This is a genomic window from Pseudomonas sp. LBUM1640, from assembly GCF_059716225.1.
This window is the reverse complement of the sequence record NZ_CP166816.1, coordinates 2,183,584-2,205,327: the sequence shown is the minus strand read 5'-3', so window position 1 is coordinate 2,205,327 and position 21,744 is coordinate 2,183,584. Positions and strand designations below refer to the sequence as shown.

Below are 21,744 nucleotides of genomic sequence, written 5' to 3'. Positions count from 1 at the left end.
GAATGTACGGCCTTCATGTCAATTGCATTACGTCACAAAACTGCAAGGTGAATACCCTGTAAGACACGTCCTAGAGCCTTTAAAACGTAAATTAAAGTTAACCATTCGGTCATTTTTGGTTGTTAGCGTGTCGCCCCTAATTCAATAACGGGGTAACAGAATGAGAACCTGGGATGAACCCAAGAAACGCAAGGCGCACATCGAGTTGATCCCGATGATCGACGTGATGATGTTCCTCCTGGTGTTTTTCGTACTGGTGAGTCTGAACGTGATTCCAGCACTCGGCATGAAGACGCAATTGCCCAGCGCCAGCAGTTCACAGCAGCTCAAACCGCAGAACAAATTCATCCTGACCTTGGGCCTGGAAGGTCAGTTGCAACTCGATGGCAAGGACCTCACGGTCGACGCGTTGGTGCCGGCGCTGAAGGCCGCCGAAAAGCCCGATACCAAATCGACCATCATCGTCAACAGTGACAAGGGCGTTGAAGTCTCGCGCCTGGTGGAAGTGATGGACACCCTGCGCCTGGGTGGCTTTACCTCCGTGTCCATTGCCACGCGTAAGTCCTGAACATGTACGTCTTGTTTCGTGCGCGTCAGCTGCTGGGCAGTGTCCCGGCCCTGATCGCCCTGGTGCTGATTGCAATGGGCATCCAGTCACAGACATTGAAAGTCGAGCCGGTGTACGACGAGTCGGCGGTCGAGCTGGCCCTGGTCGAGCCGGAGCCTGAAGTGATTCCCCAGCCTGTGGTGGAGCAGGAGCCACCGCCACCGGTAATCGAGGACGAAGAGGCCGAACCGGCCCCGCCGCCACCGCCGCCAAAGCCGCTGCCAAAACCTGAACCCAAACCCAAGCCGGTGCCCAAGCCCAAGCCTGTCGTGGCCGCCAAGCCGGCACCAACGCCCACGCCGACGCCACCGGTTGCAGCCAAGCCGGTACAGGCCGCCGTCGTCGCGCCTCCAGCGCCGCCCGCCCCACCGGCGCCGCCCAAGGTCGACGGCCAGGCACTCGAAGGCGGTTACCTCAAAGGCCTGCGCAACGAGCTGGACACGTACAAGCAATACCCCACCGGGCGCCAGGCGTCCCTTGAACGCCCCAGTGGCGAGGTGGTGATCTGGTTGATGGTGGACCGACAAGGCCGCGTCCTCGACTCCGGGATCCAGACCCCGGCGCCGAGCATGCTGCTCAATCGGGCCGCTACCAATAGCCTGCGCCGCATCAAGCAGGTCAAGCCGTTCCCCGAACAAGCCTTCGGGGGCCGTAACGAGCAACGCTTCACCGCCACCTTCAACTACAGCGTGCAATAAGCACCCGACACCAGGACGACAGTGATGAGGTTCACACGTATTCATCTGGCACTCGTTGCCGCGACTAGCATGAGCCACGGAGTGGTCATGGCAGACACCAGCGACAGTGACGTCGGGACTATTGGGGTACAGGGCAAGGCAACCGCGGGGGGCGGTTACATGGTCCAGGAAGAGAGCGCCAAAGGCCGCTCGACCATCACCAAGGAAGCGTTGGACAAGCAGGCAGCCACCGGCAACGCCATCGACAAGCTCAAATACACGCCGGGGCTGAACATCTCCAGCGAGGACAATACTGGCCTCTCGGGTTTCCGCTTCACCATGCGCGGCATGAACTCCGACCAGGTCGGTATGTCGGTCGACGGCATGCCGATCAACGACTCCGGCAACTACGCACTGTATTCCAACCTGCTGGGCGACCCGGAAAACATCGACCAGATCTTTGTCACCCAGGGTTCTTCTGAAGCCGATGGCCCGCACATCGGTTCCAGCGGCGGCAACATCGGTATCGTGACGATTCGCCCAACCAAGGAAACTGGTGCCTTCGTCAAACAAATCGTCGGCAGCAACGCCACCCGCAAAACCTTCGCCCGCCTCAACACCGGTGAAGTCAACGGCCTGAGCAACTGGCTGTCGGCCTCCCACACTGAAGGCCAGATGTGGCGCGGCTCCGGTGCGGTGCGGGCGGACAAGGTGGAGTGGAACAGCTTCTTCGACGCCGGCAACGGCAACACGGCCAACCTGATCCTCAAGTACCACGAGCAAGACAACAACAGTTACAGCCAGTTGACCAAGGCCCAGTTCCAGCAGTACGGCCGCAAATATGACCCCTACCCGGCCAAGCCGGCGCTGGGCGCCAACGGCAAGATCAGCAGCTACTACGACCTGGCGCAGAACCCGTTCCAGACCTTCACCGCCGTACTCAACACCCAGTACAAGTTGAGCGACAACCTGTCCCTCTCGGTGATCCCGTATTACTACTACGGCAACGGCAGCGGCGTGGGCTCCTCCGCCTATGCACTGAACAGCGGCTCGAACAAGGGCGGCGTGTTCGACCTCGGCAACCTGCCGACGGCGGCCCAATACAATGCGGACGGTTCCTCGACCACCGGCGTCTACTACCGCCCTTCGCGCACACAGACCTGGCGCCCGGGCATCACCACCAAGCTGAACTGGGACCTGGGCGACCATAGCCTGCAATTCGGCTACTGGTACGAACGCGCCCGCCAAAGCCAGACCCAGCCGTTCATTGCCCTCAAAGACAGCGGCAAGCCCAGCGACACCTGGCCGGACGGCAACGCCGTGGTCGATGCCAACGGCAACACCGTACAGGGTCGCGACCGCTACACCGTGACCCCGGCGCAGAAAGTCTGGGCCCAGGACACCTGGTATATCAATTCGGACTGGACGCTGATTGCCGGCCTTGCCTACATGAATGTCGAGCGTGAAGGCACCAACCACGGCAGCATTACCGAGCAACCGGGCAAAGCCAACCAGACCTATAACAAGTTGCTGCCCAACGCCGGCCTGAAATACCAGATCGACGAGCGTGACCAACTGTTCTACAGCCTGTCGCGCAACATGCGTATCCCGCAGAACTATGTGCTGTACGACAAAGGCGTCGGCTCGCTCGACGCCAAGCCGGAACTGAGCTGGAACCAGGAACTGGGCTGGCGCTACACCGGCGAAGACACCACCCTCGCCGCCACCCTGTTCTACATGCAGTTCAAGAATCGCCAGCTCACCTCGCTGGACAGCAACGGTGATTCGGCCGACATCAACGCTGGCACCGTGATCAACAAAGGCCTGGAACTGGAGTGGAGCGGCCAGTTGCCCCACCACTTCAACTACTACACCTCCTACACCTACACCAGCGCCAAGCAACAGGATGACTTGACCGTCTTCAGCGGTGGCAAGCCCATCGTGCTGCCCACCAGCGGCAAGCAGTTCGCCAACGTGCCCACCAACATGCTGGCGGCCAACATTGGCTATGACGACGGGCGCTTCTACGGCACCTTCGGCGGCAAGTTCACCAGCAAGCTCTATGGCGATCTGACCAACGACGAAGCCATCTCTGCGCGCACCATTTTCAACCTCGGCGCCGGTATCTACCTGCCCGTGGACAAGAAAGTAGTCAAGGACGCAACCCTGCGCCTGAACGTCGACAACCTGTTCGACAAGAAGTACCTGGACGGCGTGTACACCACCAAGACCAACGCGGCGAGCTATAGCGGTTTCCGCGATGGCGACCCGGCTTACATCGTTGGCCTGGACCGTACCGTCACGGTTTCCCTGGAAGCGAATTTCTAACTGCGAGGCTAAAGATCATGGACATGAACCTGCTTCACGACATCACCTTTTATGTGATGTACGCCGCCATGGCGATTGCGATTTTTATCAGCATCGAGCGCGGCATTTACTTCGCCTACGTGCGCCGCCAGGCCCGTGCCTTGACCGAGGTGCTGGGTGCCAACGTGCACAGCGAGCGTGACTTGCCTGAGGGCCTGACCCGCCGCGACAGCCTGCCGCTGAACATGGTGCTGCCGATCCTGGCGCAAAAGGCTTCCAACGGTTCACGCAAGGACCTGGACGATGAAATCGAAACCCAGTACCTGAAGACTCGCGCGCCGCTGTCGCGCAGCCTGTGGATCATCGAAACCATCACCACGGCCGCGCCGCTCCTGGGTTTGCTGGGCACCATTCTTGGCATCATCGACACCTTCAAGGCCCTGGCCAGTGCCGGCGTGTCCGACCCGGGGCAGATTTCCGGTGGTATCGGCACGGCCCTGTTTGCCACCGGCCTGGGGATTGCCATCGCGCTGTTCTGCGTGGTGTTCCACAACTTCTTCCAGGACAGCCTGGAGCGCATCAACGACCAGCTGAAAATCCTGCTGATTCGTGCCGCCACCGGCGCTCGCATTCAGGGTGAAGTGCCGCACCTGGTGCCGACCCCACTGCACAGCCGCACTGCATAACCTTCGAGGCGGGCCCGTCAGGCGCCCGCCTTTCTTTTGCCTGCCGAGACACCTATGTCCCTATCGATGAAGTTACGTATCGCGGGCCTCGCCAGCCTATTGCTCAGTCCGCTTGCCCAAGCGGACTTTTCAATTCCAGGCTTTGAACTGGTACACACGGTGCCGGTGGATACCGCCCTTGGCACTGCCGATTTGCGCCAGCCGGGGCCGGTGTGGATCGAGTTGTTCGACGGCGCGAAAAGCAGTATCGATATCGGCCAGTTCTACGCGGCCGACCATCCCGGCTCGGTGATGGACACGGTTATCGAACACCTGGAAGCCGCCGGCAAACGCGGTGTGAAGATTCGCTTTTTGCTGGAAGAAAAAGGCATCAAGTTGTCGGAGGCCTCCACCCTGGAACGCCTGCGCGCGATTCCCAACCTGACCTTCCGCGTGCTGTCCTATGGGCAACTGAGCGGCGGCATTATCCACGCCAAATACATGCTGGTGGACGGCCAGCAGGCGTTTATCGGCAGCCAGAATTTTGATTGGCGCTCACTGGAACATATCCACGAGACCGGGCTGCGGATCACGGACAAGGCAGTGGTCGGCCAGGTCCAGGCGATCTTCGAGCAAGACTGGCAAGCCCAGGCAGCACTGGCGCAAAACAAACCGGTGCCGTTGCCGGCGACCCGCCCAGAACCTGCACGCACCGGCAATTACCTGGTGGCCAGCCCGCAACGCTACAACCCACCGGGCGTGGGTGATTCGCAGTTGGAATTGCCACGTTTGTTGAGCGAGGCCAAGAAAGAAGTCCGCGTGCAACTGCTGGACTACGCACCGCTGTCCTACGGACCGGATCGAACCCGGCCGTACTACGCGGTGATCGACAACGCCGTGCGCGCCGCCGCCGCGCGTGGGGTGTCGGTCAAGCTGATGGTGTCCAACTGGAACACTGACAAACTGGAACTGCCCTACCTCAAAAGCTTGGCCGTGCTGCCTAACGTGCAGGTCAAGATCGTCACCCTGCCCGAGGCCAAGCAGGGGTTTATCCCTTACGCACGGGTGATCCACAGCAAGACCATGGAAATCGACGGGCAAGTGGCGTGGGTCGGCACCAGCAATTGGTTGGGCGGATATCTGGATAACTCGCGCAACCTGGAGGTGGTGATGCGCAGTGAGGCGATGGCCAAGCGTGTAGGGCAATTGCATGAGCAGTTGTGGGACGGGCCGTATGCCAAGGCGCTGGATGTAGCGGCGCAATACCCGGAGCCGCATCCGGGCAAGCCTTGATCACCCATTTCAAACTTCACCGAAATCCCCTGTGGGAGCGGGCTTTTGTGGCAAGAGATTGCTCCCGTTCGACAGCGCAGCCGGAGCCGGCTTTTAGGGGCTGCTACGCACCCCAGCGCAAGCAAGCTTGCTCGCCACAGCAAGCCCGCTCCCACATTTGAATCTCTACATCTCGGGAATTTAAGTAGGACATTTCCTTCATCCGGGCCTCCCACATCGCTCCTTCGTGATGGTAGTGTGTGAAAATGTTTCTGACATTTCGATCAGAAATTTCCCACTCCTATTTTGCAAAGGAATGCCTCTAGCCATGCACTTCCCACTCAAAAAGCTGGTTGCTGCGACCCTGTTCGCCACCAGCCTCTGCACCGTCGCCACGCCTGCCTTCGCCAACATCACCGCCGAACAAAGCGCGACAATTCTGAAGAGCTTCAGCGAAACATCGGCCACCGATTTCCGTGGTTTCCTCGGCACCCTGGCCAAGGGCGACCTGGGCAAAACCGCCGACGTCGGCCCGGCCATCGACGCCTTTCTCGCCAACAAAACCCTGACCGCCGACCAGCAGAACGAAATCAATCGCCTGCTGGGCATTTACACCCGCGTTAAATACGGCAAAGCCGCGCTCGAAACCCTGCGCGAACTGGTCGAAATTCCGACCTTCAACGTCGACGGCCTGCCGCAGTACAAGAACCCGGAATTTCTCAAGATCGCCGACAAGATCCAGGGCCTGGCCAAGGCCTTTAACCTGAACTTCCGTAACGTCGACAACCGCGTCTACGAAATTTCCCTGGAAGGCAGCGGCGATGAAGTGGTCGGTATCCACGCCCACGCCGACGTGGTGCCAGTGACGCCAGAAAACTGGGTGCTCAAGGACGGCACCAAGCTCGACCCGTTCAAGGTCACACTGATCGGCGACCGCATGTATGGCCGTGGCACCGAGGATGACAAGAACGGCATCGTGGTGGCCATGTACGCCATGAAAGTGATCAAGGAAGAAAAGCTGCCGCTGGCGCGCAATTTCAAGCTGCTGGTGGACACCACTGAGGAAACCTCCGGCGACGCGATTCCTTACTACTTCGAACACAACCCAACGCCGCAATACAACCTGGCGCTGGACGGTGGCTACCCGGTGGTGATTGCCGAGAAAGGCTACGGCACTGTCATGGCCACCTTCCCGGTGCGCAAAGGTGAAGGCAAAGGCGCGGAAATTATCTCGATGACCGGCGGCATGGCCACCAACCAGATTCCTTCGGTGTCGGTGGCCACCCTGGTCAGCGACAAGCCTGCGGAACTGGCCGCCAGCCTGCAACAAGCCGGCGAGGAATACGCCAAGGGCCATGGCGGTGATTTCACCGTGGCGGCCAAGGTCGTCGGTAAAGAGGTCAAGCTGACGGTCACCGGCGTGTCCGCTCACTCGTCGGAGCCGCAATCGGGCGTCAACCCGGTCGCCCGCATGCTCGAGCTGATCAACAGTGTCGACGGCAAGATCGCCCTCAAGCACAACCACATCACCGACGCCGCGCGTTACGCCGCCGACAACTGGGGCCTGGATTACCTCGGTGGCAAGCTGGGCGTGGGCTTCTCCGATGCGTTCATGGGGCCGCTGACCACCTCGCTGACCTTTGTTGGCCAGGACGCCAAAGCCTTCAAACTGGCGGTGAACCTGCGCGTACCGAAGGGCAAAACCCCGGAAAAACTCAAGGCACAAATTGCTGACAAGTTGAGCGCCTGGGACAAGCACACCCAGGTCAAGGTGGACTTCACCTACTCGGTGGCCGAGCCGATGTACCGCAACCCTGAAGGTGAGTGGGTGAAAGCCTTGCTGGCGGTGGCCAGCGAAAACCTCGGTATGGAACACAAGTTCGGCACGTCAGCCGGTGCCACGTCCGTGCATGAACTGCCTAATGGCGTGCAATTTGGCCTGGCGCGCCCGGAAGTGAAGTACACCGGGCACACCGACGGAGAGTTCAAGACCGTCGACCAGTTCCTGCTGGACCTGCAGATCGTCACCGAAATGATGAGCCGTGTCGGGCAGCTGCCGAAGCTCTGACGCCCTTTGAGCCCGCCGCAATGGCGGGCTCATCGCATCAGGATATCTTCGAAAAACCCACCGATGGGCAACGCGGGATGACAGAGCTGTATCTCCAGCACCCACACCATTTCGCTGGGCGTGATGTCCAGGTTGGCCAGCGCCTTGTCGCCGAACAACGCATGCGGGAAATCGGCAATGCGGTGACCTGCCAGGTTGCGTGACAGCCGCCAGCCTTTTGCCACGGCACGCGCTTCAGCGAAGTCATACAGTTCACAACCGGTCATGCCCTGCAGCCAGGCCTCACGTGTTTCATCGAAGACTTCATGCAGCACCCTCCTGCAATCGAGGTGCAACGGCGCCTCACCGAAAATGAAGGTGTCGCCGTAGTCACCCTCGTAGCCGTCCCACACCGGGCCAAGGTCGACCACCACGATGTCGCTCGCGCGCAGCGTGCGCAGCGTGCGCAGCGGGTCAATCCCCTCCCGGGAGGGGCGCACCGTGTCGTCGCCAAAGCGGATGTAAGTCGGGTGCCAAGTATGCGAGGCGCCCATGGCCTGCAACTGTTGGCTGGCCATTTCCAGGGCGGCGCCGGTGGTCATGCCGACCTTCAACTGGCTGGCGATCGCTGCCAGCGCACGCACGGTTTTTTCACGCGCGGCGAGCATGCCGTCCAGCGAATACCGTGGGCCAACTTTTTCCCAGGTTTCATCCAGCGTATTGAGCAGCGTGTCGGCGCTCGACCGGCCACTGGGTACGAAGGCTTCTGCGACAAAACGATGGCTCGGCAAACCCGCTTCCAGGCAGTCGGCACGCGCCTGGCTGATCATGGTGCCGTTACCGCAGGCGTACACCTGAGCCGCTTGCCAGGGGTGGCCATGGCTCAGCGCCACTTCCTGCACCCTGCCCTGCGATGCCAATACCGGGTGCCAGTGAAAACGCGGGTGGTCGATGACCGCTTTGTCCAGAAATGCGCGGTCGTAAAAATCTGCCGCCTGCGCGCCGCCCCAGTAAAACGTCACCTCCACTTCCTGTTTCAAGGCGCTCAGCAGGATCGGCTTGATACCTGCGTAGCCGGTGCCCGTGGCGAACAGGACGACCGGCGCAGCGTCATCGTCCTGCCAGGTGCAGGCACCAAAAGGCCCTTCCAGTTGCAACAGATCGCCGGCCTCAAGGTCGCCCAATAAGGTCTCGGAGAAAAGCCCGCCGCTGACCCGGCGAATCTGAAACACCAGGCGCCCATCGCCTTCGGCGGGCAGGTTGGCGATCGAGAAGCAACGCGAGTCGCCATCGACCAGGCGGAACTTGAGGTACTGGCCCGCCCGCACGGCCAACGGCCTATCCGGCATCACCACCAACTCGATGATGTCGGGGCTGAGTGCACGCTTGCTCAGCACCGTCGCCTCGACGACCAGCGCAGGTGTGTCCAGTGACCAACCGGGAATCTCCAGGCGCATGTCGGCGCAGGCATGGCTTTGGCACAACAGCATTTCATTCGCCGCCAGCGGATAGCTGGGTGCGGGTGCGCCCGGCAGCAGTTGCTTGGCCCGGTACTGCCCCTGCGTGACCACGACCTTGCACGAGCCACATGCACCGCGTCGGCACGAGAACGGTACGCACAGGCCGCTGGCGAGCATCGCGTCGAGCAACAATTCGTCACCGGCTTCAAAGGTTTTCCCCGAGGGAGACAGTTCGATTACATGGCGTGTGTGCATAAAAACCTCGGGGTGAGTGAGGCTTGATTGTTGCGCTAGACTAGGCCCATTAGAACCTCCAGTTTTGGATACTTCAGATGGTCCAGATGCGTAAATGGCGCCCGCTGCTCAAGCTGGATGCGAACACAGGCCAAGCGACCTATCGGCAGATTGCCGAAGGCCTCGTCGCGGCGATCCTTGAGGGCCGGTTGCCCCCCGGCACACTGTTGCCAGGCACGCGGGAGATGGCGAGATTGCTCGCCGTCAACCGCAAGACCGTGATCCTGGCCTACGAAGAAGCCTTGACCAAAGGCTGGCTGATCAGCGAACCGCGCCGCGGGACGTTCGTCAATGCGCAACTGGCGCCCACGCCACTGCCCACTCGCGTGCAGCCGTCGTTTGCACCGCCCCTGCTGGCGCAGGCCGTGGTCCCGTATTTCACCCAGAACGCCCAGGTCATCGCACTCGAGCACCGCCATGACGCGCTGTTTTTCGATAACGGTGCCTGCGATCACCGCTTGCTGCCGCAGGCGGTGTTGCATCGCTACTACCGCAACGCGTTGCGCAGCAGCTTTGCATCCAACAGCGTGCGCTACGGCAGTGAAGGCACCGGCTATGAGTTGCGCTGCGCGCTGGCAGAGATGCTGCGCAGCAATCGCGGGCTAACGGTCAGCGCCGAGAATATCTGCCTCACGCCAGGCACCCAGGTGTCGCTGTACCTGACCGCCAGCCTGCTGATCAAGCCAGGCGACGTGGTGCTGGTGGAGCGCCTGAGCTACCCACCGGCCTGGGAGATCTTCCGCAAGCTGGGCGCGCGATTGGTCACCGTCGACATGGACGATGAAGGCTGCCGCACCGACCACATTGAGCAGTTATGCCAAGCGCATAACGTGCGGATGATCTACGTCACGCCCCACCATCAGTTCCCCACCACCGTGAGCCTGCATGCGGCGCGCCGCCAACAGCTGTTGGCCCTGGCGGCGTTGCATGACTTTTGCATCATTGAGGAAGACTACGACCACGAATATCACTTCAATGGGCGCCCCTACTTGCCGCTGGCCAGTGATCACGCGCAACGCCATGTGATCTACATCGGCTCGTTATCCAAGGCGCTGGGGTCGACGTTTCGCTGCAGTTATGTGGTGGCCCCGGCCAGCGTGATTGAAGTGCTGCAGAGGAGCGCCGCACTGGTGGTCGGGGACACCGACGCGGTCGCGCAGAAGATGCTGGCAGATTTGATCAATCAAGGTGAGTTGAAAAAACACCTGCGCCGCGTGTCGAAAGAATACGCGGCGCGTCGAGAGGTTCTGCAGGGCTGCCTGCACGCGGCATTCGGCGAGCGTATCCAGGTGCGCGAGCCCGAAGGCGGCCTGGCGCTGTGGGTGCGTTTCCAGGATGAAACAGACGTCGATCAGTTGGTAGACGCCGCCCTGGGCCAGGGGGTTGTGGTGCGCAGCGCGCGTCAGTTTTCGCCCATGAACCTGCCGGAAAATGCACTGCGCCTGGGGTTTGCTTCGCTGGATCGGGATGAGATCCGTCAAGCCACGTTGCGCTTGGCGCGGGCGATGAACTCCCGTTGAACACCCACCCACAAAAAACGCCGATCATGATTGATCGGCGTTTTTGGAGGTGCAGCGTTCAGAGAGGGAGCATTAAACGCGACTGCTGTTCCACCCGGGCAAGTTCAGGGAACTCCAGCAGCAGTGCCCTGTTGCCCCTGCCGATGTGTTCCATGACCGCTCGCGTCACGTGTTCACGCACCATCCCGGTCGAGACGTAATACATGGCCCAGGCTTGTTCTGGCGTGCAGTGACCAATCTGCTCTTCGATTTCCTTGTACGCCTTGTAGTCGTCCGATTTTACGTCGCACTGGTCATCACGTTGGCCCATGATTTTTCTCCCTCTCTGGGACCTTTACACAAGCCCCTTGGTCAGTCGCAAGACATGCCCGTTCGCTCAACCGATCACGTACCGCTCTTCACTTTGGTCCACACACGCGTGCGGATTCGCTCCAACTTCAACGGCAACGGCTCGAGGGGAACCAGCGTGGCAATGGTTTCCTTGGAAGGGTAAATCCACGGGTTGTCGCGCAGCTTCTGCTCTACAAGCTCAGTGGCATCCTTGTTGGCATTGGGGTAAAGCGTGTGGTTGGAGCTCTTGGCAATCACGCTCGGTTCAAGCATGTAATTGATAAATGCCAAACCTTCTTTCGCGTGGGGGGCGTCTTTGAGCAGCACAAAGTTCTCCGACCACACCAACCCACCCTCGCGCGGCAAGCTGTAGGCGATCTTGCGGCCGGTGTGGTTTTTTTCGTTGATGGCCTGTGCCGTTAACGCCCCACTCGCCCACCCCACGACCACACAGATATTGCCATCGGCAAAGTCAGCGTCGGTTCTGGAGGAGTCGAAGTAGAGGACGTACGGGCGGATTTTCAACAGCAGCGCCTGAGCTTTCTGGTAATCCTCAGGGTTCTGGCTGTTACTTGGCAGCCCCAGGTAATGCAGGGCGATCGAAATGATTTCACTTGGCGAGTCGAGCATCGCCACGCCACACGACTTGAGCTTGCTGATGTTTTCTTCTTTGAAGATCAGGTCCCAACTGTCCACCGGGGCGTTGTCACCCAAGGCTGCTTTGACTTTATCAACGTCATAACCAATGCCGGTGGTGCCCCACAAGTAGGGAATGGCGTAGCGATTGCCTGGGTCGTTAGCCGAAAGCAGGGCCAACATCTCAGGGTCGATATGGGCAAAGTTACTCAGCTGTTTGCGGTCCAGCGGCGCAAGCACGCCCGCCTGGATCAGGCTTGGCAGGACATTCGAGGTGGCGACGACGACGTCATACCCGGTGCGCCCGGCCATGACTTTGCTCTGCATGATCTCGGCGCTGTCGAAGGCATCCACGTGCATCTTGGTGCCGGTTTTTTGCTCGAATTCCTTTGGGGTCTCTGGCGCGATCAGCCCGAACCAGTTGTACAGATTTACCCGTGGCTCTGCGGCCGCTGCCGGCGCGCTGATACCGACACAGAGCAGCGAGGCCAAAAAAATGGCTCGCAAATGTGATTGACTCATATAACTATCCTTGTCAAAACGACAGGCCTTCAAGGCCATGATCCACTGGCTGGTGAATATACCCGGCGTCGCCGATTAGTAAATACCTACAAGTACTTAGCTCGGCACCACGAATCCCTAACCCTAAAGGGGTAGAACATGTCACTCGACCTTCATAACCTGGCCTGGCATCGATCAGCGGGCAAGTTGATCATGGAGCTGAACCGCCCGGCCTTCTGGAGCTCGCTGGTGCGCGTGGTAAAGGAGTATGTGCAGATCGATAACTGGGTGGTGTTGGTGTTCAGCGATCAACAGGTCAACGTTATCTGTGTGACCGAGGTCGCCGACGCGGAAGAAGTCGACGCACTGACGGAACGCTATGTAAAAGGCCTTTATCTGCTCGATCCGTTCTACATTGCCAACCGTGAAAACCCGCAGAGTGGCTTTTTTCATTTGTCGGACATCGCACCGGAGCACTTTCTGACCACCGAGTATTACCACCAGTATTTTGCCCAGTACGTGTCCGTGGATGAGGTGCAGTACAACGTCCAGCTCGACGCGGACAGAACCCTGTGCATTTCATTTGGCAGTAACGTGCGATTCAGCCCGGAGCAGATCACCACACTGGAGATTATCAAGCCTTGGGTGATGGCCTTGATGCACCAACGCATGTGCTTTGAAATTGACGTGGATAAAAATCTCACTGAGCCGCCACTCTGGTCCGAAGCGATTATTCAGCTCGGCACACAGATCACAATGCGTGAAAAGGACGTACTCAAATTGCTGCTCAGTGGTTTCTCGAATAAAGAGATCGCCGGCAAACTGTCGCTGTCGACGGAAACCATAAAGGTGCACCGGCGCAATATTTACAACAAGTTGAATATCAAATCACAGTCCGAACTGTTTGCGCGTTTCTTCATGCCCAAACAAGATGTTTACACCGTGATTTGAAATCGGCGCCCTCAGCCCGCCGCCCCCAGGAACGGCAGCGCCAGGAACAACTTGATCACCACCGCATTGGTGATGTCGATAAAAAACGCCCCCATCATTGGCACCACCAGAAAGGCAATCTGCGAGGGGCCGAAGCGTTGTGTCACCGCCTGCATATTGGCAATTGCGGTGGGCGTGGCGCCCAACCCGAAACCGCAGTGCCCTGCCGCCAGCACCGCCGCATCATAGTTACGGCCCATCACCCGGAACGTCACGAAAATCGCGAACAGCGCCATCAATAACGCCTGTGCCGCCAACAGGATGACAATCGGCAACGCCAGCGCCGCCAGGTCCCAGAGCTTGAGCGACATCAACGCAATCGCCAGGAACAACGACAAGCTGACATTGCCCAGCAACGACACCTCACGCTCAAACACTTGGTGCCAGCCGAGTGCCGACAAGCCGTTGCGCAACACCACACCCACGAACAGCACGCACACAAAGGTCGGCAACTCGTAGGCCGTGCCTTGGATAAAACCACTCAGGAACGTGCCAACTTGCAGGCTGATCGCCAGCAGCGCCAACGTCTCGATAAACGAAAACGAGGTGATCATGCGCTCGCGATTGGGCTGCTCGAAACCTGTTGGCAGGCGCGGTTGCGAGTGTTCAACGCCCGGCACCTGGACACGCTTGATGAGCAAGCGCGCCACCGGCCCGCCAATCAAGCCGCCCAGCACCAAGCCAAAGGTCGCCGAAGCAATCGCCAGTTCAGACGCGGTGGCCACGCCATATTTCTCACTGAACACCGCGCCCCAGGCGGCGCCTGTGCCGTGCCCACCCGACAAGGTGATAGAACCGGCCAGCAAGCCCATCAATGGGTCGAGCCCCAACGCTTTGGCCAAGGCAATGCCCATGGCATTTTGCACCACCAGCAAGGCCGTCACGACCAGCAGGAAAATACCCAGTACGCGCCCACCTCGTTTCAAGCTGGCGAAATCCGCGTTCAGGCCAATGGTGGCAAAAAACGCCAACATCAATGGGGTTTGTAAAGACGCGTCGAATCGAACCTCAATGCCCGCCAGTGCGCGCAACGCCAGAAGCAACGCGGCTACCAATAAACCACCCGCGACCGGTTCCGGAATACTGTAGGCGCGCAAAAAGTTGATTCGGGTCACCAGCCAACGCCCCAGCAACAGCACGAGAGAAGCGGCGACCAAGGTTGAATAAAAATCGAGTTGCAGCATCTGGGCAGTTCTCTGAAGTGAACAAGGAGAATGGGCTGGCCAGAGTAGAGACAGCGGAACAGGTACACAGCTACCCGAAAGTGATTACAGACTATTCCTACTCACTTCGCACTTAGGCTTACAGGGTGGTGTGTATTGCCGGATAAAATCGGCACGAACAAAAACGCCGATCATCACTGATCGGCGTTTTCGTTAAATATGGAGCGGGAAACGAGACTCGAACTCGCGACCCCGACCTTGGCAAGGTCGTGCTCTACCAACTGAGCTATTCCCGCAAATGGCGTCCCCTAGGGGACTCGAACCCCTGTTACCGCCGTGAAAGGGCGGTGTCCTAGGCCACTAGACGAAGGGGACACGCTACTGAAACACATGGTGTGTATTTCAGTGCCCAGAGGCCTCATCCGAAGACTTGACCCTGGTTTCACTCAATGCCGCCCGAGGGCAACACTGCTTAAAAATTGGAGCGGGAAACGAGACTCGAACTCGCGACCCCGACCTTGGCAAGGTCGTGCTCTACCAACTGAGCTATTCCCGCATATGGCGTCCCCTAGGGGACTCGAACCCCTGTTACCGCCGTGAAAGGGCGGTGTCCTAGGCCACTAGACGAAGGGGACACACGTACAACATTCACTCCCTACCGCGTTTCGCTGTGTGCTTTACGCTGTAAGTGGCGCGCATTCTATGGATGGATTGAAAGGTCGTCAACCCCCAAGGATAAATTTATTTAAATCAATGACTTCCCCCTGCTTTCCAGGGCTTTGCGGGCATTGTGCCCGTCCAGGCTTTGGCGCCTATATTCTGGCGCCCGACAAGGCGCTATAGTTCGCCTCAGCAAATGATGGCAATGTGCATCCACGCAGGGAACGCTTACCTATATAGAAGAAACTACCTGGGCAACTGGTCGAACAATCCTATCCGTCGGATGGCCCAGTCACTACACTCCACAGCAAACCCTATAAAGAGGTCACACCGGTGACACCACTCATGATCACCCTGCTGGTAATAGCCGGGATCGTAATACTGATCGCCATTGGCTACATGAACCACGTGGTGGAAAACAACAAGCTGGAAAAGAAGCGCACCGAGATCGAGCTTAACGATCGGCTGCGTCGTTGCGGTGAAATCACCGAGACGTTCCCAGGCCAGTTGATGACCCCGAAACTGAAACTGTTGTTGACCCGCCTGGAGCTCAACGTCAACCAGCGACTGTTGAACCTCAACAAGTCCAGCGCGCCGCTCAAGGCTCGTATCGCTGAGTTGAATGCACTGATCGGCCAGGGCGAATCGATTCCGGTGACCAACCCTCCCGCGCCGATCCAGACCGAAGCCAAGGCCAAGGACGTGCGTTTCCTGCTCGAAGCCCTGCACGGCCAAGTCACCCGTGCGGCCCAGGATGGTTTCCTGCCGACCAACGAAGCCAAGCACTGGATCAAGGAAATTCGCCATATCCTGGTGTTGCTGCACATCGAGTTCTTCAACAACCTCGGCCAGCACGCCCTGCAACAAGGCCAGCCTGGCCAGGCACGTCTGGCGTTCGAACGCGGCGTACAGTACTTGCGTAAACAGCCGGAGCCGGTGCTCTACAGTGCCCAGCTGCAATTGCTGGAGAACCAACTGGCCCGCGCCAACTCCACGGTGCTGACCAACAGCCAGCCCGCCGAAGATGAAGTCAACGAGTTGACCGAAGGCCTGAAAGTCGTCGATGCCGACGCCGAGTGGAAAAAGAAAGCCATCTACGACTGATCGCCCTACCTCCCATGTGGCGAGTTCCTCGCCACATGCCATCACTTTGCACCTATCCCCCCGCCCCCGACTAGCGTAAAAAAGTGCCCCTCACTCCGTGAAGTTAGAGGCCTGCTATGCCTGTTGCCGTGATTGATGGACAACCGCTGCACTATGTCGACCAGGGCACCGGCCCGGTTGTGCTGCTGGGTTCGAGTTACCTGTGGGACCGCGACATGTGGGGCCCGCAAATAGAAGCCCTGTCGCAACAGTACCGCGTGATCGTCCCCGAGCTGTGGGGGCATGGTGAGTCCGGTCCGCTACCGGCGCCAACCCGATCCCTGGATGACCTCGCGCGCCAGGCGTTGGCGCTGCTGGATCAGTTGGATATCGCGCACATCAATCTGGTCGGCCTGTCGGTCGGCGGCATGTGGGGCGCGCGCCTTGCGCTACTGGCACCTGAGCGTATTAACAGCCTGGTGCTGATGGACACCTACCTCGGCGCCGAACCCGAGGCCACGCGTCAGTACTACTTCTCGCTGTTCAAGATGATCGAAGACGCCGGCGCCATCCCTGAGCCCTTGCTGGATGTGGTCGCCCCGATCTTCTTTCGCCCCGGCATCGACCGCGAGTCAGCGTTGTACCAGGACTATCGCAAGGCGCTGCAGGCCTTCCCCAAGGAGCGCCTGCTGCAAAGCATCGTGCCGCTGGGTCGCCTGATCTTCAGCCGCGCCGACATACTGGACCAACTGCCACGCCTGGACCCCGACACCACCCTGGTCATGTGCGGCGAGCAGGATAAACCCCGGCCACCCGCCGAATCTCGGGAAATGGCCGAACTGATTGGCTGCAGCCTGACCCTGATTCCGGACGCGGGGCATATCTCTTCCCGAGAAAACCCGGACTTCGTCAACGAAGCGCTGCTGACCTTCCTCGCCAACCACGCCTGACCTGCCCGGCCCTTTGATCACGGCTGACACGCCGTGATCAAAGCCGGAAGTGCCCCACCATGCCTTTGAGTTCCGCCCCCAACTGCGCCAACTGGATACTCGACGCCGCATTGCCTTGCATGCTCAACGCCGACTGATCGGCACTGGCACGAATGCTGGTGACACTGCGATTGATCTCTTCGGCCACCGAGCTTTGCTCCTCGGCCGCCGCGGCAATTTGCTGGTTCATCTGCTGAATCAACGACACCGCTGCCGCGATGCTGCCCAACGCACTCTCGGTTTCCAGCGCATCGCTGACCGCCAGCTTCACCAGCTCGCCACTCTGCTGAATCTGCTGCACCGAGGACTGCGCCGCACTGCGCAACGTACTCACCAGCCGCTCGATTTCCTCGGTCGACTGCTGCGTGCGCTTGGCCAGCGCCCGCACCTCGTCGGCCACCACCGCAAAACCTCGGCCTTGTTCGCCGGCGCGGGCTGCTTCGATAGCCGCATTGAGGGCGAGCAAATTGGTTTGTTCGGCCACGCTTTTGATCACGCTCAGCACGGTGCCGATAGTTTGGATTTCCGCGCTCAGGCTTTCGATACTCGCGCTGGCACTGGTACTGGAGGTGGCGAGCAATTCAATGCGCTGCAGGCTTTGACGCACCACCTGCTGGCCGCTATCAACTTTGTCATCGGCGGTCTGCGCGGCGTGCGCGGCCTCTTCGGCGTTGCGTGCCACGTCATGCACCGTGGCGGTCATCTGGTTCATCGCCGTGGCGACCTGCTCGGTTTCTTCCTTCTGGCTGCTGACTTCAACATTGGTCTGCTCGGTGACGCTGGACAGTGAATGCGCCGAACTGGCCAATTGCTCGATTCCGGCCTGCAACCCGCTGACCATTTGGCTCAGGCCGCTGCTCATCTGCTGCATCGCCTGCATCAACTGGCCGATTTCATCACGGCGGCTGACTTCCATACGCCCGCTCAGGTCGCCCGCCGCAATCTGCTGGGCCACGGCGATCACACTGCGCAATGGCGCCACGATCAACCGGGTAATCACCCACGCAGCAATCAAGCCCACCAGCAGTGCCAGCGCTGACGAACCGACGATCAGCAGCGCGCTTTTTTTCAGCTGTGCCTGCATGGATTGATCTTCAGCGTCATACGCCTGGTTGACCCGGCTGACGACTTGATCGGCGCGGTCATGCAATTGCTTGTAGACGACTTTTTCCTGGGCCAGCAACCCGGTGTACTCGCCGAGCTTCTCGCTGAACGCAGCGATATGCCCGGACACTTCGTTGAGCACCGTCTGGTAACCCGCATCCTTGACCGAGGTTTTAAGCTGCTCGACTTGCGCCAGGGCCTGGTCGGCCTGCTCGATCTTGCCTTGCTCGGCGTTGTCCGCATCGACCTTGCGGCTCTGATCCAGGCGTAGCCGCGCTTCGTTCATGGCTTGCAACATCAACCGCGACACCTGGCTGACCTGCCCTGCCTGCTCGATAAATTCGGCGCCCTCCTTGCCTTGGCTTTCCTTGAGGCCATAGGCGCCATCGTCGGCCAGGCCTGCCTGCAACACGTCGAGGTTATTGGCCACACTGGACACCGACCAACTGGCCATTTCCAGGGCCAGGTCCTTGGTCTGGGTGAGCTCGACAAACTCGTCGAACGCCTTGCGATACGCGGCCAACGCCTGTTCGACCTCGCTCATCACCGGCACATTGGCGGCGGACTGGGCCTTGAGGCTGGCCGCCTGCGCCGCCAAGGCATCGACACTTTCGTGCAGGGCGTCGACGGCCTTGGGGTCGGCGTGCAGCGCGTAATCCTGCTCGATCAAACGCACCTTGAGCAGGCCGCTGTTGAGCGAAGACATCGCCTTGAGCCCTTCGAAACGCAGGCCAACGGTTTGCAGGGACCACACGCCGATGGCCGCCACCAGCGCCGTCAGCAGCAGCACCAGCGTGAAGCCCAAGCCCAATTTTTTCGCCATACCGAGGTTGGCGAAACGTCGTTGCACGGCCGAAATCATTGCACTTGAATCCTCTTGCAATGGCAGATGCCATCAAGCCTGGTTTCCATGCTGCGAGATTCGCAACGACGCGCTACCGGCACAAGACGTTGGCGCCACAATAATGGCAAAAAGCTACACGTTCGTCGTTTTCAGAATGGTCGAGGTCGATCTGGCGGGCCCCATGGCACGGAACAACGCCAGCGCGCGCTGATCAGCAGCATAGGCCACATTGATGCGCAGCCAGTCACTGTGTTCGCCTTTGGGACTGAACAGCGCCCCAGGTGTCAGCAACACACACAGTCGCCGGGCGCATGCCGGCAAACGTGAACGGTCACCGACGCCAGGCCGCGCCCACACAAACATGCCGCCGGCCGGTACGGCAAATACCTCCCACTCTTCGTCCTCCAGCACCTGCAAGGTCGCGGCCATTTGCAGATTCAAGCGCTTGCGCAGGCGCTGCACCCATTTGCGGTAGGTGCCGTTGGCCAATAGCGTGGCCACCACCGCTTCGGCAAACCGCGAGGTGCCGATGCCCGTCAACGTCTTGAGCGCGGCCATTTGCGTGACAATCGCCACGCTGGCGCTCAGATACCCGACCCGCAAGGCGCTGCTGAGGGTTTTGGAGAAGCTCGATATATAGATTACCCGCCCTTCATGAGGCAGCGCCGACAGCCGTGTGCAACTGGCGTGCTGCAAGTCGCCGTAGACGTCCTCTTCGACGATCAGGAAATCTTCGCTGCGCGCCAGTTGCAACAGACGCTCGGCCACCACACGGCACAGGCTGGTGCCTGTGGGGTTGTGATACAGGCAATTAATGAACAGGCACTTGGGACGATGGCTTTGCAGCAGCGTTTCCAACACCGGGATGTCTGGGCCACCCACGGCACGCGGGACTTCCAGCAGCTTGACGCCGTGACGCTCCAACTGACGATAGAGGTTGGCATACCCCGGTGTCTCGACCACCACCGTATCGCCAGCCTTGAGCAGTGTGCGTATCAACAGGTCCTGCGCATGGCTGGCGCCATGGGTGGTGAGAATGCAATCGAGGTGGGTGACCACCTTCATCTGGGTCAGCCGCTTGAGCAATTGCTCGCGTAACACCGGCAACCCCAGCGGCGTGCTGTAGTTAAACAGGCCGGCGGTGTCGGTACGGCTGATCTCGCGTATGGCGTAACAAATGTCATCGCTTTCACGCCAAGCGTCCGGCAACCAGCCGCAACCCAGGTTCAACTCACCGAGCGGGCCATCGACGTAGGCTCCCCAGCCCTGCTCCGCACCTTCATACCACTGGCTTTCAAGGCAGACCGGCGGTTGGGCCACGACAAATCCCGAGCCCTGTTTGGATGCTAATACCCCTTGGGCCACCATTCGCTCGAATGCTTCGATCACGCTGGACTGGCTGAGCAGGTTGTCGAGAGCCAATTGCCGAATGGACGGCAAGCGCGTACCGGGGCTTGCGCCGCTCTTGCGAATCCATTGCGCCACCGCACTGACGATTTGCTGCACCACCGGTACAAGGGCTTGTCGATCGATGCCTAAATCCATGAGCCACTCACTTCAACTGTCTGTTAATCAACCCTAAACAGTTAAGCACAGAAGCCCGGTACAGCCGGCCGCAAAAATTTATTAAAGTATTGATTTTATTGGATTATTTACCTACTGATACACAATCTGACGAGGCCTTGTGCCAGCCATGGAAACGCCCCACAGCGTCCCTGGCCTTTTTCGAATAGGCAGTGTCATCGAGTCCTAGATTGCCGTCGCGCCGCCGTCCACCGCCAGCGCCTGCCCCGTGGTAAACGCTGCACCGTCGCTGCACAGGTACAACACGGCACTGGCTATTTCCTCAACTTTGCCAATGCGCCCGACCGGGTGCATGGCGGCGGCAAACTCAGCTTTGCGCGGGTCGGCTTCATAGGCACGGCGGAACATGTCGGTGTCGATCACGGCAGGACACACCGCATTCACGCGAATTTTCTTCTTCGCGTACTCAATGGCCGCCGATTTAGTCAGGCCGATGACGGCGTGCTTGGACGCCGCATAGATACTCATCTTCGGCGCCGCTCCCAACCCCGCCACCGATGCGGTGTTGACAATCGCCCCGCCGCCTTGGGCCAGCAGCAGCGGCAACTGGTACTTCATGCACAGCCACACGCCCTTGACGTTAACGCCCATGATTGCGTCGAACTCATCCAGGCTGCCATCGGCCAGCTTGCCTTTCTCGATCTCGATCCCGGCATTGTTGAAGGCATAGTCGAGGCGCCCATAGGCGGCGATGGTCTGTGCCATCAGTTGCTGCACATCCGCTTCCAGCGTGACGTTGCAGCGCACAAACAGCGCCTCGCCACCGGCCTGCTGAATCAGCGCAACGGTGCCCTCGCCGCCCGCCACATCCAGGTCGGCAACCACTACTTTCAAGCCTTCTGCGGCAAATGCCAGTGCGGTGGCGCGGCCAATACCAGCGGCGGCGCCAGTCACCAGGGCGACCTGGCCGGAAAACGTCATGCTCATGAGGGGTGTCCTATGCAAGAAATAGCCGTAGGCCGAGTCTAGCCAACGGCGGCACGCGAGCGTCAGCACTATCAGAAGGCCAGT

At 59.7% G+C, this 21,744-nt stretch carries 17 protein-coding genes, 4 tRNA genes and 1 pseudogene; 10 read left to right on the top strand and 12 right to left on the bottom strand.

The genetic code is table 11. The features are described 5' to 3' along the window. The first annotated feature begins 160 nt into the window (after nucleotides 1-160). The 6 genes from ACA065_RS09955 to ACA065_RS09930 all read left to right on the top strand — a co-directional run bounded on the left by ACA065_RS09955 (nucleotide 161) and on the right by ACA065_RS09930 (nucleotide 7,596). The gene (locus ACA065_RS09955) at nucleotides 161-568 is read left to right on the top strand and encodes an ExbD/TolR family protein (RefSeq protein ID WP_005786670.1); all 408 of its coding nucleotides are present in this window, start codon (nucleotides 161-163) and stop codon (nucleotides 566-568) included. 2 nt (nucleotides 569-570) lie between these two features. Continuing rightward, complete coding sequence (locus tag ACA065_RS09950; protein WP_497694345.1) at nucleotides 571-1,305, top strand: energy transducer TonB family protein; 735 nt, start codon at nucleotides 571-573, stop codon at nucleotides 1,303-1,305. A 24-nt stretch (nucleotides 1,306-1,329) separates the two neighbouring features. After that, the gene (locus ACA065_RS09945) at nucleotides 1,330-3,612 is read left to right on the top strand and encodes a TonB-dependent receptor (protein ID WP_497694344.1); all 2,283 of its coding nucleotides are present in this window, start codon (nucleotides 1,330-1,332) and stop codon (nucleotides 3,610-3,612) included. Nucleotides 3,613-3,629: 17 nt separating this feature from the next. Further along, the gene (locus ACA065_RS09940; RefSeq protein WP_497694343.1) at nucleotides 3,630-4,277 is read left to right on the top strand and encodes a MotA/TolQ/ExbB proton channel family protein; all 648 of its coding nucleotides are present in this window, start codon (nucleotides 3,630-3,632) and stop codon (nucleotides 4,275-4,277) included. Nucleotides 4,278-4,331: 54 nt separating this feature from the next. Continuing rightward, a complete protein-coding gene (locus ACA065_RS09935; RefSeq protein WP_497694342.1) occupies nucleotides 4,332-5,549 on the top strand; it encodes a phospholipase D-like domain-containing protein in 1,218 nt (405 codons plus the stop codon). Nucleotides 5,550-5,856: 307 nt separating this feature from the next. Next, complete coding sequence (locus tag ACA065_RS09930; RefSeq protein ID WP_497694341.1) at nucleotides 5,857-7,596, top strand: dipeptidase; 1,740 nt, start codon at nucleotides 5,857-5,859, stop codon at nucleotides 7,594-7,596. Nucleotides 7,597-7,625: 29 nt separating this feature from the next. On the opposite strand, the gene ACA065_RS09925 is transcribed toward ACA065_RS09930, so the two are convergent. Continuing rightward, entirely contained in the window at nucleotides 7,626-9,290 is a 1,665-nt protein-coding gene (locus ACA065_RS09925) for a M24 family metallopeptidase (protein WP_497694340.1), read from the bottom strand. A gap of 77 nt (nucleotides 9,291-9,367) precedes the next feature. Between ACA065_RS09925 and pdxR the strand changes: the two genes are divergently transcribed. After that, nucleotides 9,368-10,849 (top strand): MocR-like pyridoxine biosynthesis transcription factor PdxR, encoded by a 1,482-nt coding sequence (pdxR, locus tag ACA065_RS09920; RefSeq protein ID WP_497694339.1) that lies wholly within the window; start codon nucleotides 9,368-9,370, stop codon nucleotides 10,847-10,849. Between the two features lie 58 nt (nucleotides 10,850-10,907). Here pdxR and ACA065_RS09915 read toward each other — a convergent pair whose 3' ends face one another. Both ACA065_RS09915 and ACA065_RS09910 read right to left on the bottom strand, forming a co-directional pair. Continuing rightward, nucleotides 10,908-11,159, bottom strand: coding sequence for a hypothetical protein (locus ACA065_RS09915; RefSeq protein WP_497694338.1), 252 nt, complete (start codon nucleotides 11,157-11,159; stop codon nucleotides 10,908-10,910). A gap of 74 nt (nucleotides 11,160-11,233) precedes the next feature. Next, on the bottom strand, nucleotides 11,234-12,337 hold the full coding sequence (locus ACA065_RS09910; protein WP_497694337.1) for a polyamine ABC transporter substrate-binding protein: 1,104 nt from the start codon (nucleotides 12,335-12,337) through the stop codon (nucleotides 11,234-11,236). A 138-nt stretch (nucleotides 12,338-12,475) separates the two neighbouring features. Here ACA065_RS09910 and ACA065_RS09905 point away from each other — a divergent pair, with 138 nt between their 5' ends. Further along, nucleotides 12,476-13,267: a helix-turn-helix domain-containing protein gene (locus ACA065_RS09905; protein WP_497694336.1), complete on the top strand. Its 792-nt coding sequence runs from the start codon at nucleotides 12,476-12,478 to the stop codon at nucleotides 13,265-13,267. 11 nt (nucleotides 13,268-13,278) lie between these two features. On the opposite strand, the gene gltS is transcribed toward ACA065_RS09905, so the two are convergent. From gltS to ACA065_RS09880, 5 genes are all read right to left on the bottom strand, one after another. Beyond that, a complete protein-coding gene (gene gltS / locus ACA065_RS09900) occupies nucleotides 13,279-14,490 on the bottom strand; it encodes a sodium/glutamate symporter (protein WP_497694335.1) in 1,212 nt (403 codons plus the stop codon). A 199-nt stretch (nucleotides 14,491-14,689) separates the two neighbouring features. Further along, nucleotides 14,690-14,765, bottom strand: a tRNA-Gly gene (locus ACA065_RS09895). Nucleotides 14,766-14,768: 3 nt separating this feature from the next. Further along, nucleotides 14,769-14,844 (bottom strand) — tRNA-Glu (locus ACA065_RS09890). Between the two features lie 105 nt (nucleotides 14,845-14,949). Then, nucleotides 14,950-15,025: transfer RNA gene (locus tag ACA065_RS09885), tRNA-Gly, on the bottom strand. A 3-nt stretch (nucleotides 15,026-15,028) separates the two neighbouring features. Then, nucleotides 15,029-15,104 (bottom strand) — tRNA-Glu (locus ACA065_RS09880). Between the two features lie 370 nt (nucleotides 15,105-15,474). On the opposite strand from ACA065_RS09880, the gene ACA065_RS09875 reads away from it, so the two are divergent. Beyond that, nucleotides 15,475-16,233, top strand: a complete 759-nt coding sequence (locus tag ACA065_RS09875; protein WP_497694334.1) for a hypothetical protein — start codon at nucleotides 15,475-15,477, stop codon at nucleotides 16,231-16,233. 116 nt (nucleotides 16,234-16,349) lie between these two features. Next, nucleotides 16,350-17,162: an alpha/beta fold hydrolase gene (locus tag ACA065_RS09870; RefSeq protein ID WP_497694333.1), complete on the top strand. Its 813-nt coding sequence runs from the start codon at nucleotides 16,350-16,352 to the stop codon at nucleotides 17,160-17,162. Between the two features lie 37 nt (nucleotides 17,163-17,199). Here ACA065_RS09870 and ACA065_RS09865 read toward each other — a convergent pair whose 3' ends face one another. The 4 genes and pseudogenes from ACA065_RS09865 to ACA065_RS09850 all read right to left on the bottom strand — a co-directional run bounded on the left by ACA065_RS09865 (nucleotide 17,200) and on the right by ACA065_RS09850 (nucleotide 21,660). Beyond that, on the bottom strand, nucleotides 17,200-17,904 hold the full coding sequence (locus ACA065_RS09865) for a methyl-accepting chemotaxis protein (protein WP_497695325.1): 705 nt from the start codon (nucleotides 17,902-17,904) through the stop codon (nucleotides 17,200-17,202). 201 nt (nucleotides 17,905-18,105) lie between these two features. Then, nucleotides 18,106-18,285: pseudogene (locus tag ACA065_RS09860) on the bottom strand (HAMP domain-containing protein); the annotation flags it as partial. Between the two features lie 996 nt (nucleotides 18,286-19,281). Next, the gene (locus ACA065_RS09855; protein ID WP_497694332.1) at nucleotides 19,282-20,694 is read right to left on the bottom strand and encodes an aminotransferase-like domain-containing protein; all 1,413 of its coding nucleotides are present in this window, start codon (nucleotides 20,692-20,694) and stop codon (nucleotides 19,282-19,284) included. 204 nt (nucleotides 20,695-20,898) lie between these two features. Then, nucleotides 20,899-21,660: an SDR family oxidoreductase gene (locus ACA065_RS09850; protein WP_116630422.1), complete on the bottom strand. Its 762-nt coding sequence runs from the start codon at nucleotides 21,658-21,660 to the stop codon at nucleotides 20,899-20,901. Nucleotides 21,661-21,744: the final 84 nt, after the last annotated feature.

Bases quoted from the DNA above. Each gene is read 5' to 3' on its own strand.
- ACA065_RS09955 (WP_005786670.1), top strand. From the start codon at position 161: ATGAGAACCTGGGATGAACCCAAGAAACGCAAGGCGCACATCGAGTTG.
- ACA065_RS09950 (WP_497694345.1), top strand. From the start codon at position 571: ATGTACGTCTTGTTTCGTGCGCGTCAGCTGCTGGGCAGTGTCCCGGCC.
- ACA065_RS09945 (WP_497694344.1), top strand. From the start codon at position 1,330: ATGAGGTTCACACGTATTCATCTGGCACTCGTTGCCGCGACTAGCATG.
- ACA065_RS09940 (WP_497694343.1), top strand. From the start codon at position 3,630: ATGGACATGAACCTGCTTCACGACATCACCTTTTATGTGATGTACGCC.
- ACA065_RS09935 (WP_497694342.1), top strand. From the start codon at position 4,332: ATGTCCCTATCGATGAAGTTACGTATCGCGGGCCTCGCCAGCCTATTG.
- ACA065_RS09930 (WP_497694341.1), top strand. From the start codon at position 5,857: ATGCACTTCCCACTCAAAAAGCTGGTTGCTGCGACCCTGTTCGCCACC.
- ACA065_RS09925 (WP_497694340.1), bottom strand. From the start codon at position 9,290: ATGCACACACGCCATGTAATCGAACTGTCTCCCTCGGGGAAAACCTTT.
- pdxR (WP_497694339.1), top strand. From the start codon at position 9,368: ATGGTCCAGATGCGTAAATGGCGCCCGCTGCTCAAGCTGGATGCGAAC.
- ACA065_RS09915 (WP_497694338.1), bottom strand. From the start codon at position 11,159: ATGGGCCAACGTGATGACCAGTGCGACGTAAAATCGGACGACTACAAG.
- ACA065_RS09910 (WP_497694337.1), bottom strand. From the start codon at position 12,337: ATGAGTCAATCACATTTGCGAGCCATTTTTTTGGCCTCGCTGCTCTGT.
- ACA065_RS09905 (WP_497694336.1), top strand. From the start codon at position 12,476: ATGTCACTCGACCTTCATAACCTGGCCTGGCATCGATCAGCGGGCAAG.
- gltS (WP_497694335.1), bottom strand. From the start codon at position 14,490: ATGCTGCAACTCGATTTTTATTCAACCTTGGTCGCCGCTTCTCTCGTG.
- ACA065_RS09875 (WP_497694334.1), top strand. From the start codon at position 15,475: ATGATCACCCTGCTGGTAATAGCCGGGATCGTAATACTGATCGCCATT.
- ACA065_RS09870 (WP_497694333.1), top strand. From the start codon at position 16,350: ATGCCTGTTGCCGTGATTGATGGACAACCGCTGCACTATGTCGACCAG.
- ACA065_RS09865 (WP_497695325.1), bottom strand. From the start codon at position 17,904: ATGACCGCCACGGTGCATGACGTGGCACGCAACGCCGAAGAGGCCGCG.
- ACA065_RS09855 (WP_497694332.1), bottom strand. From the start codon at position 20,694: ATGGATTTAGGCATCGATCGACAAGCCCTTGTACCGGTGGTGCAGCAA.
- ACA065_RS09850 (WP_116630422.1), bottom strand. From the start codon at position 21,660: ATGAGCATGACGTTTTCCGGCCAGGTCGCCCTGGTGACTGGCGCCGCC.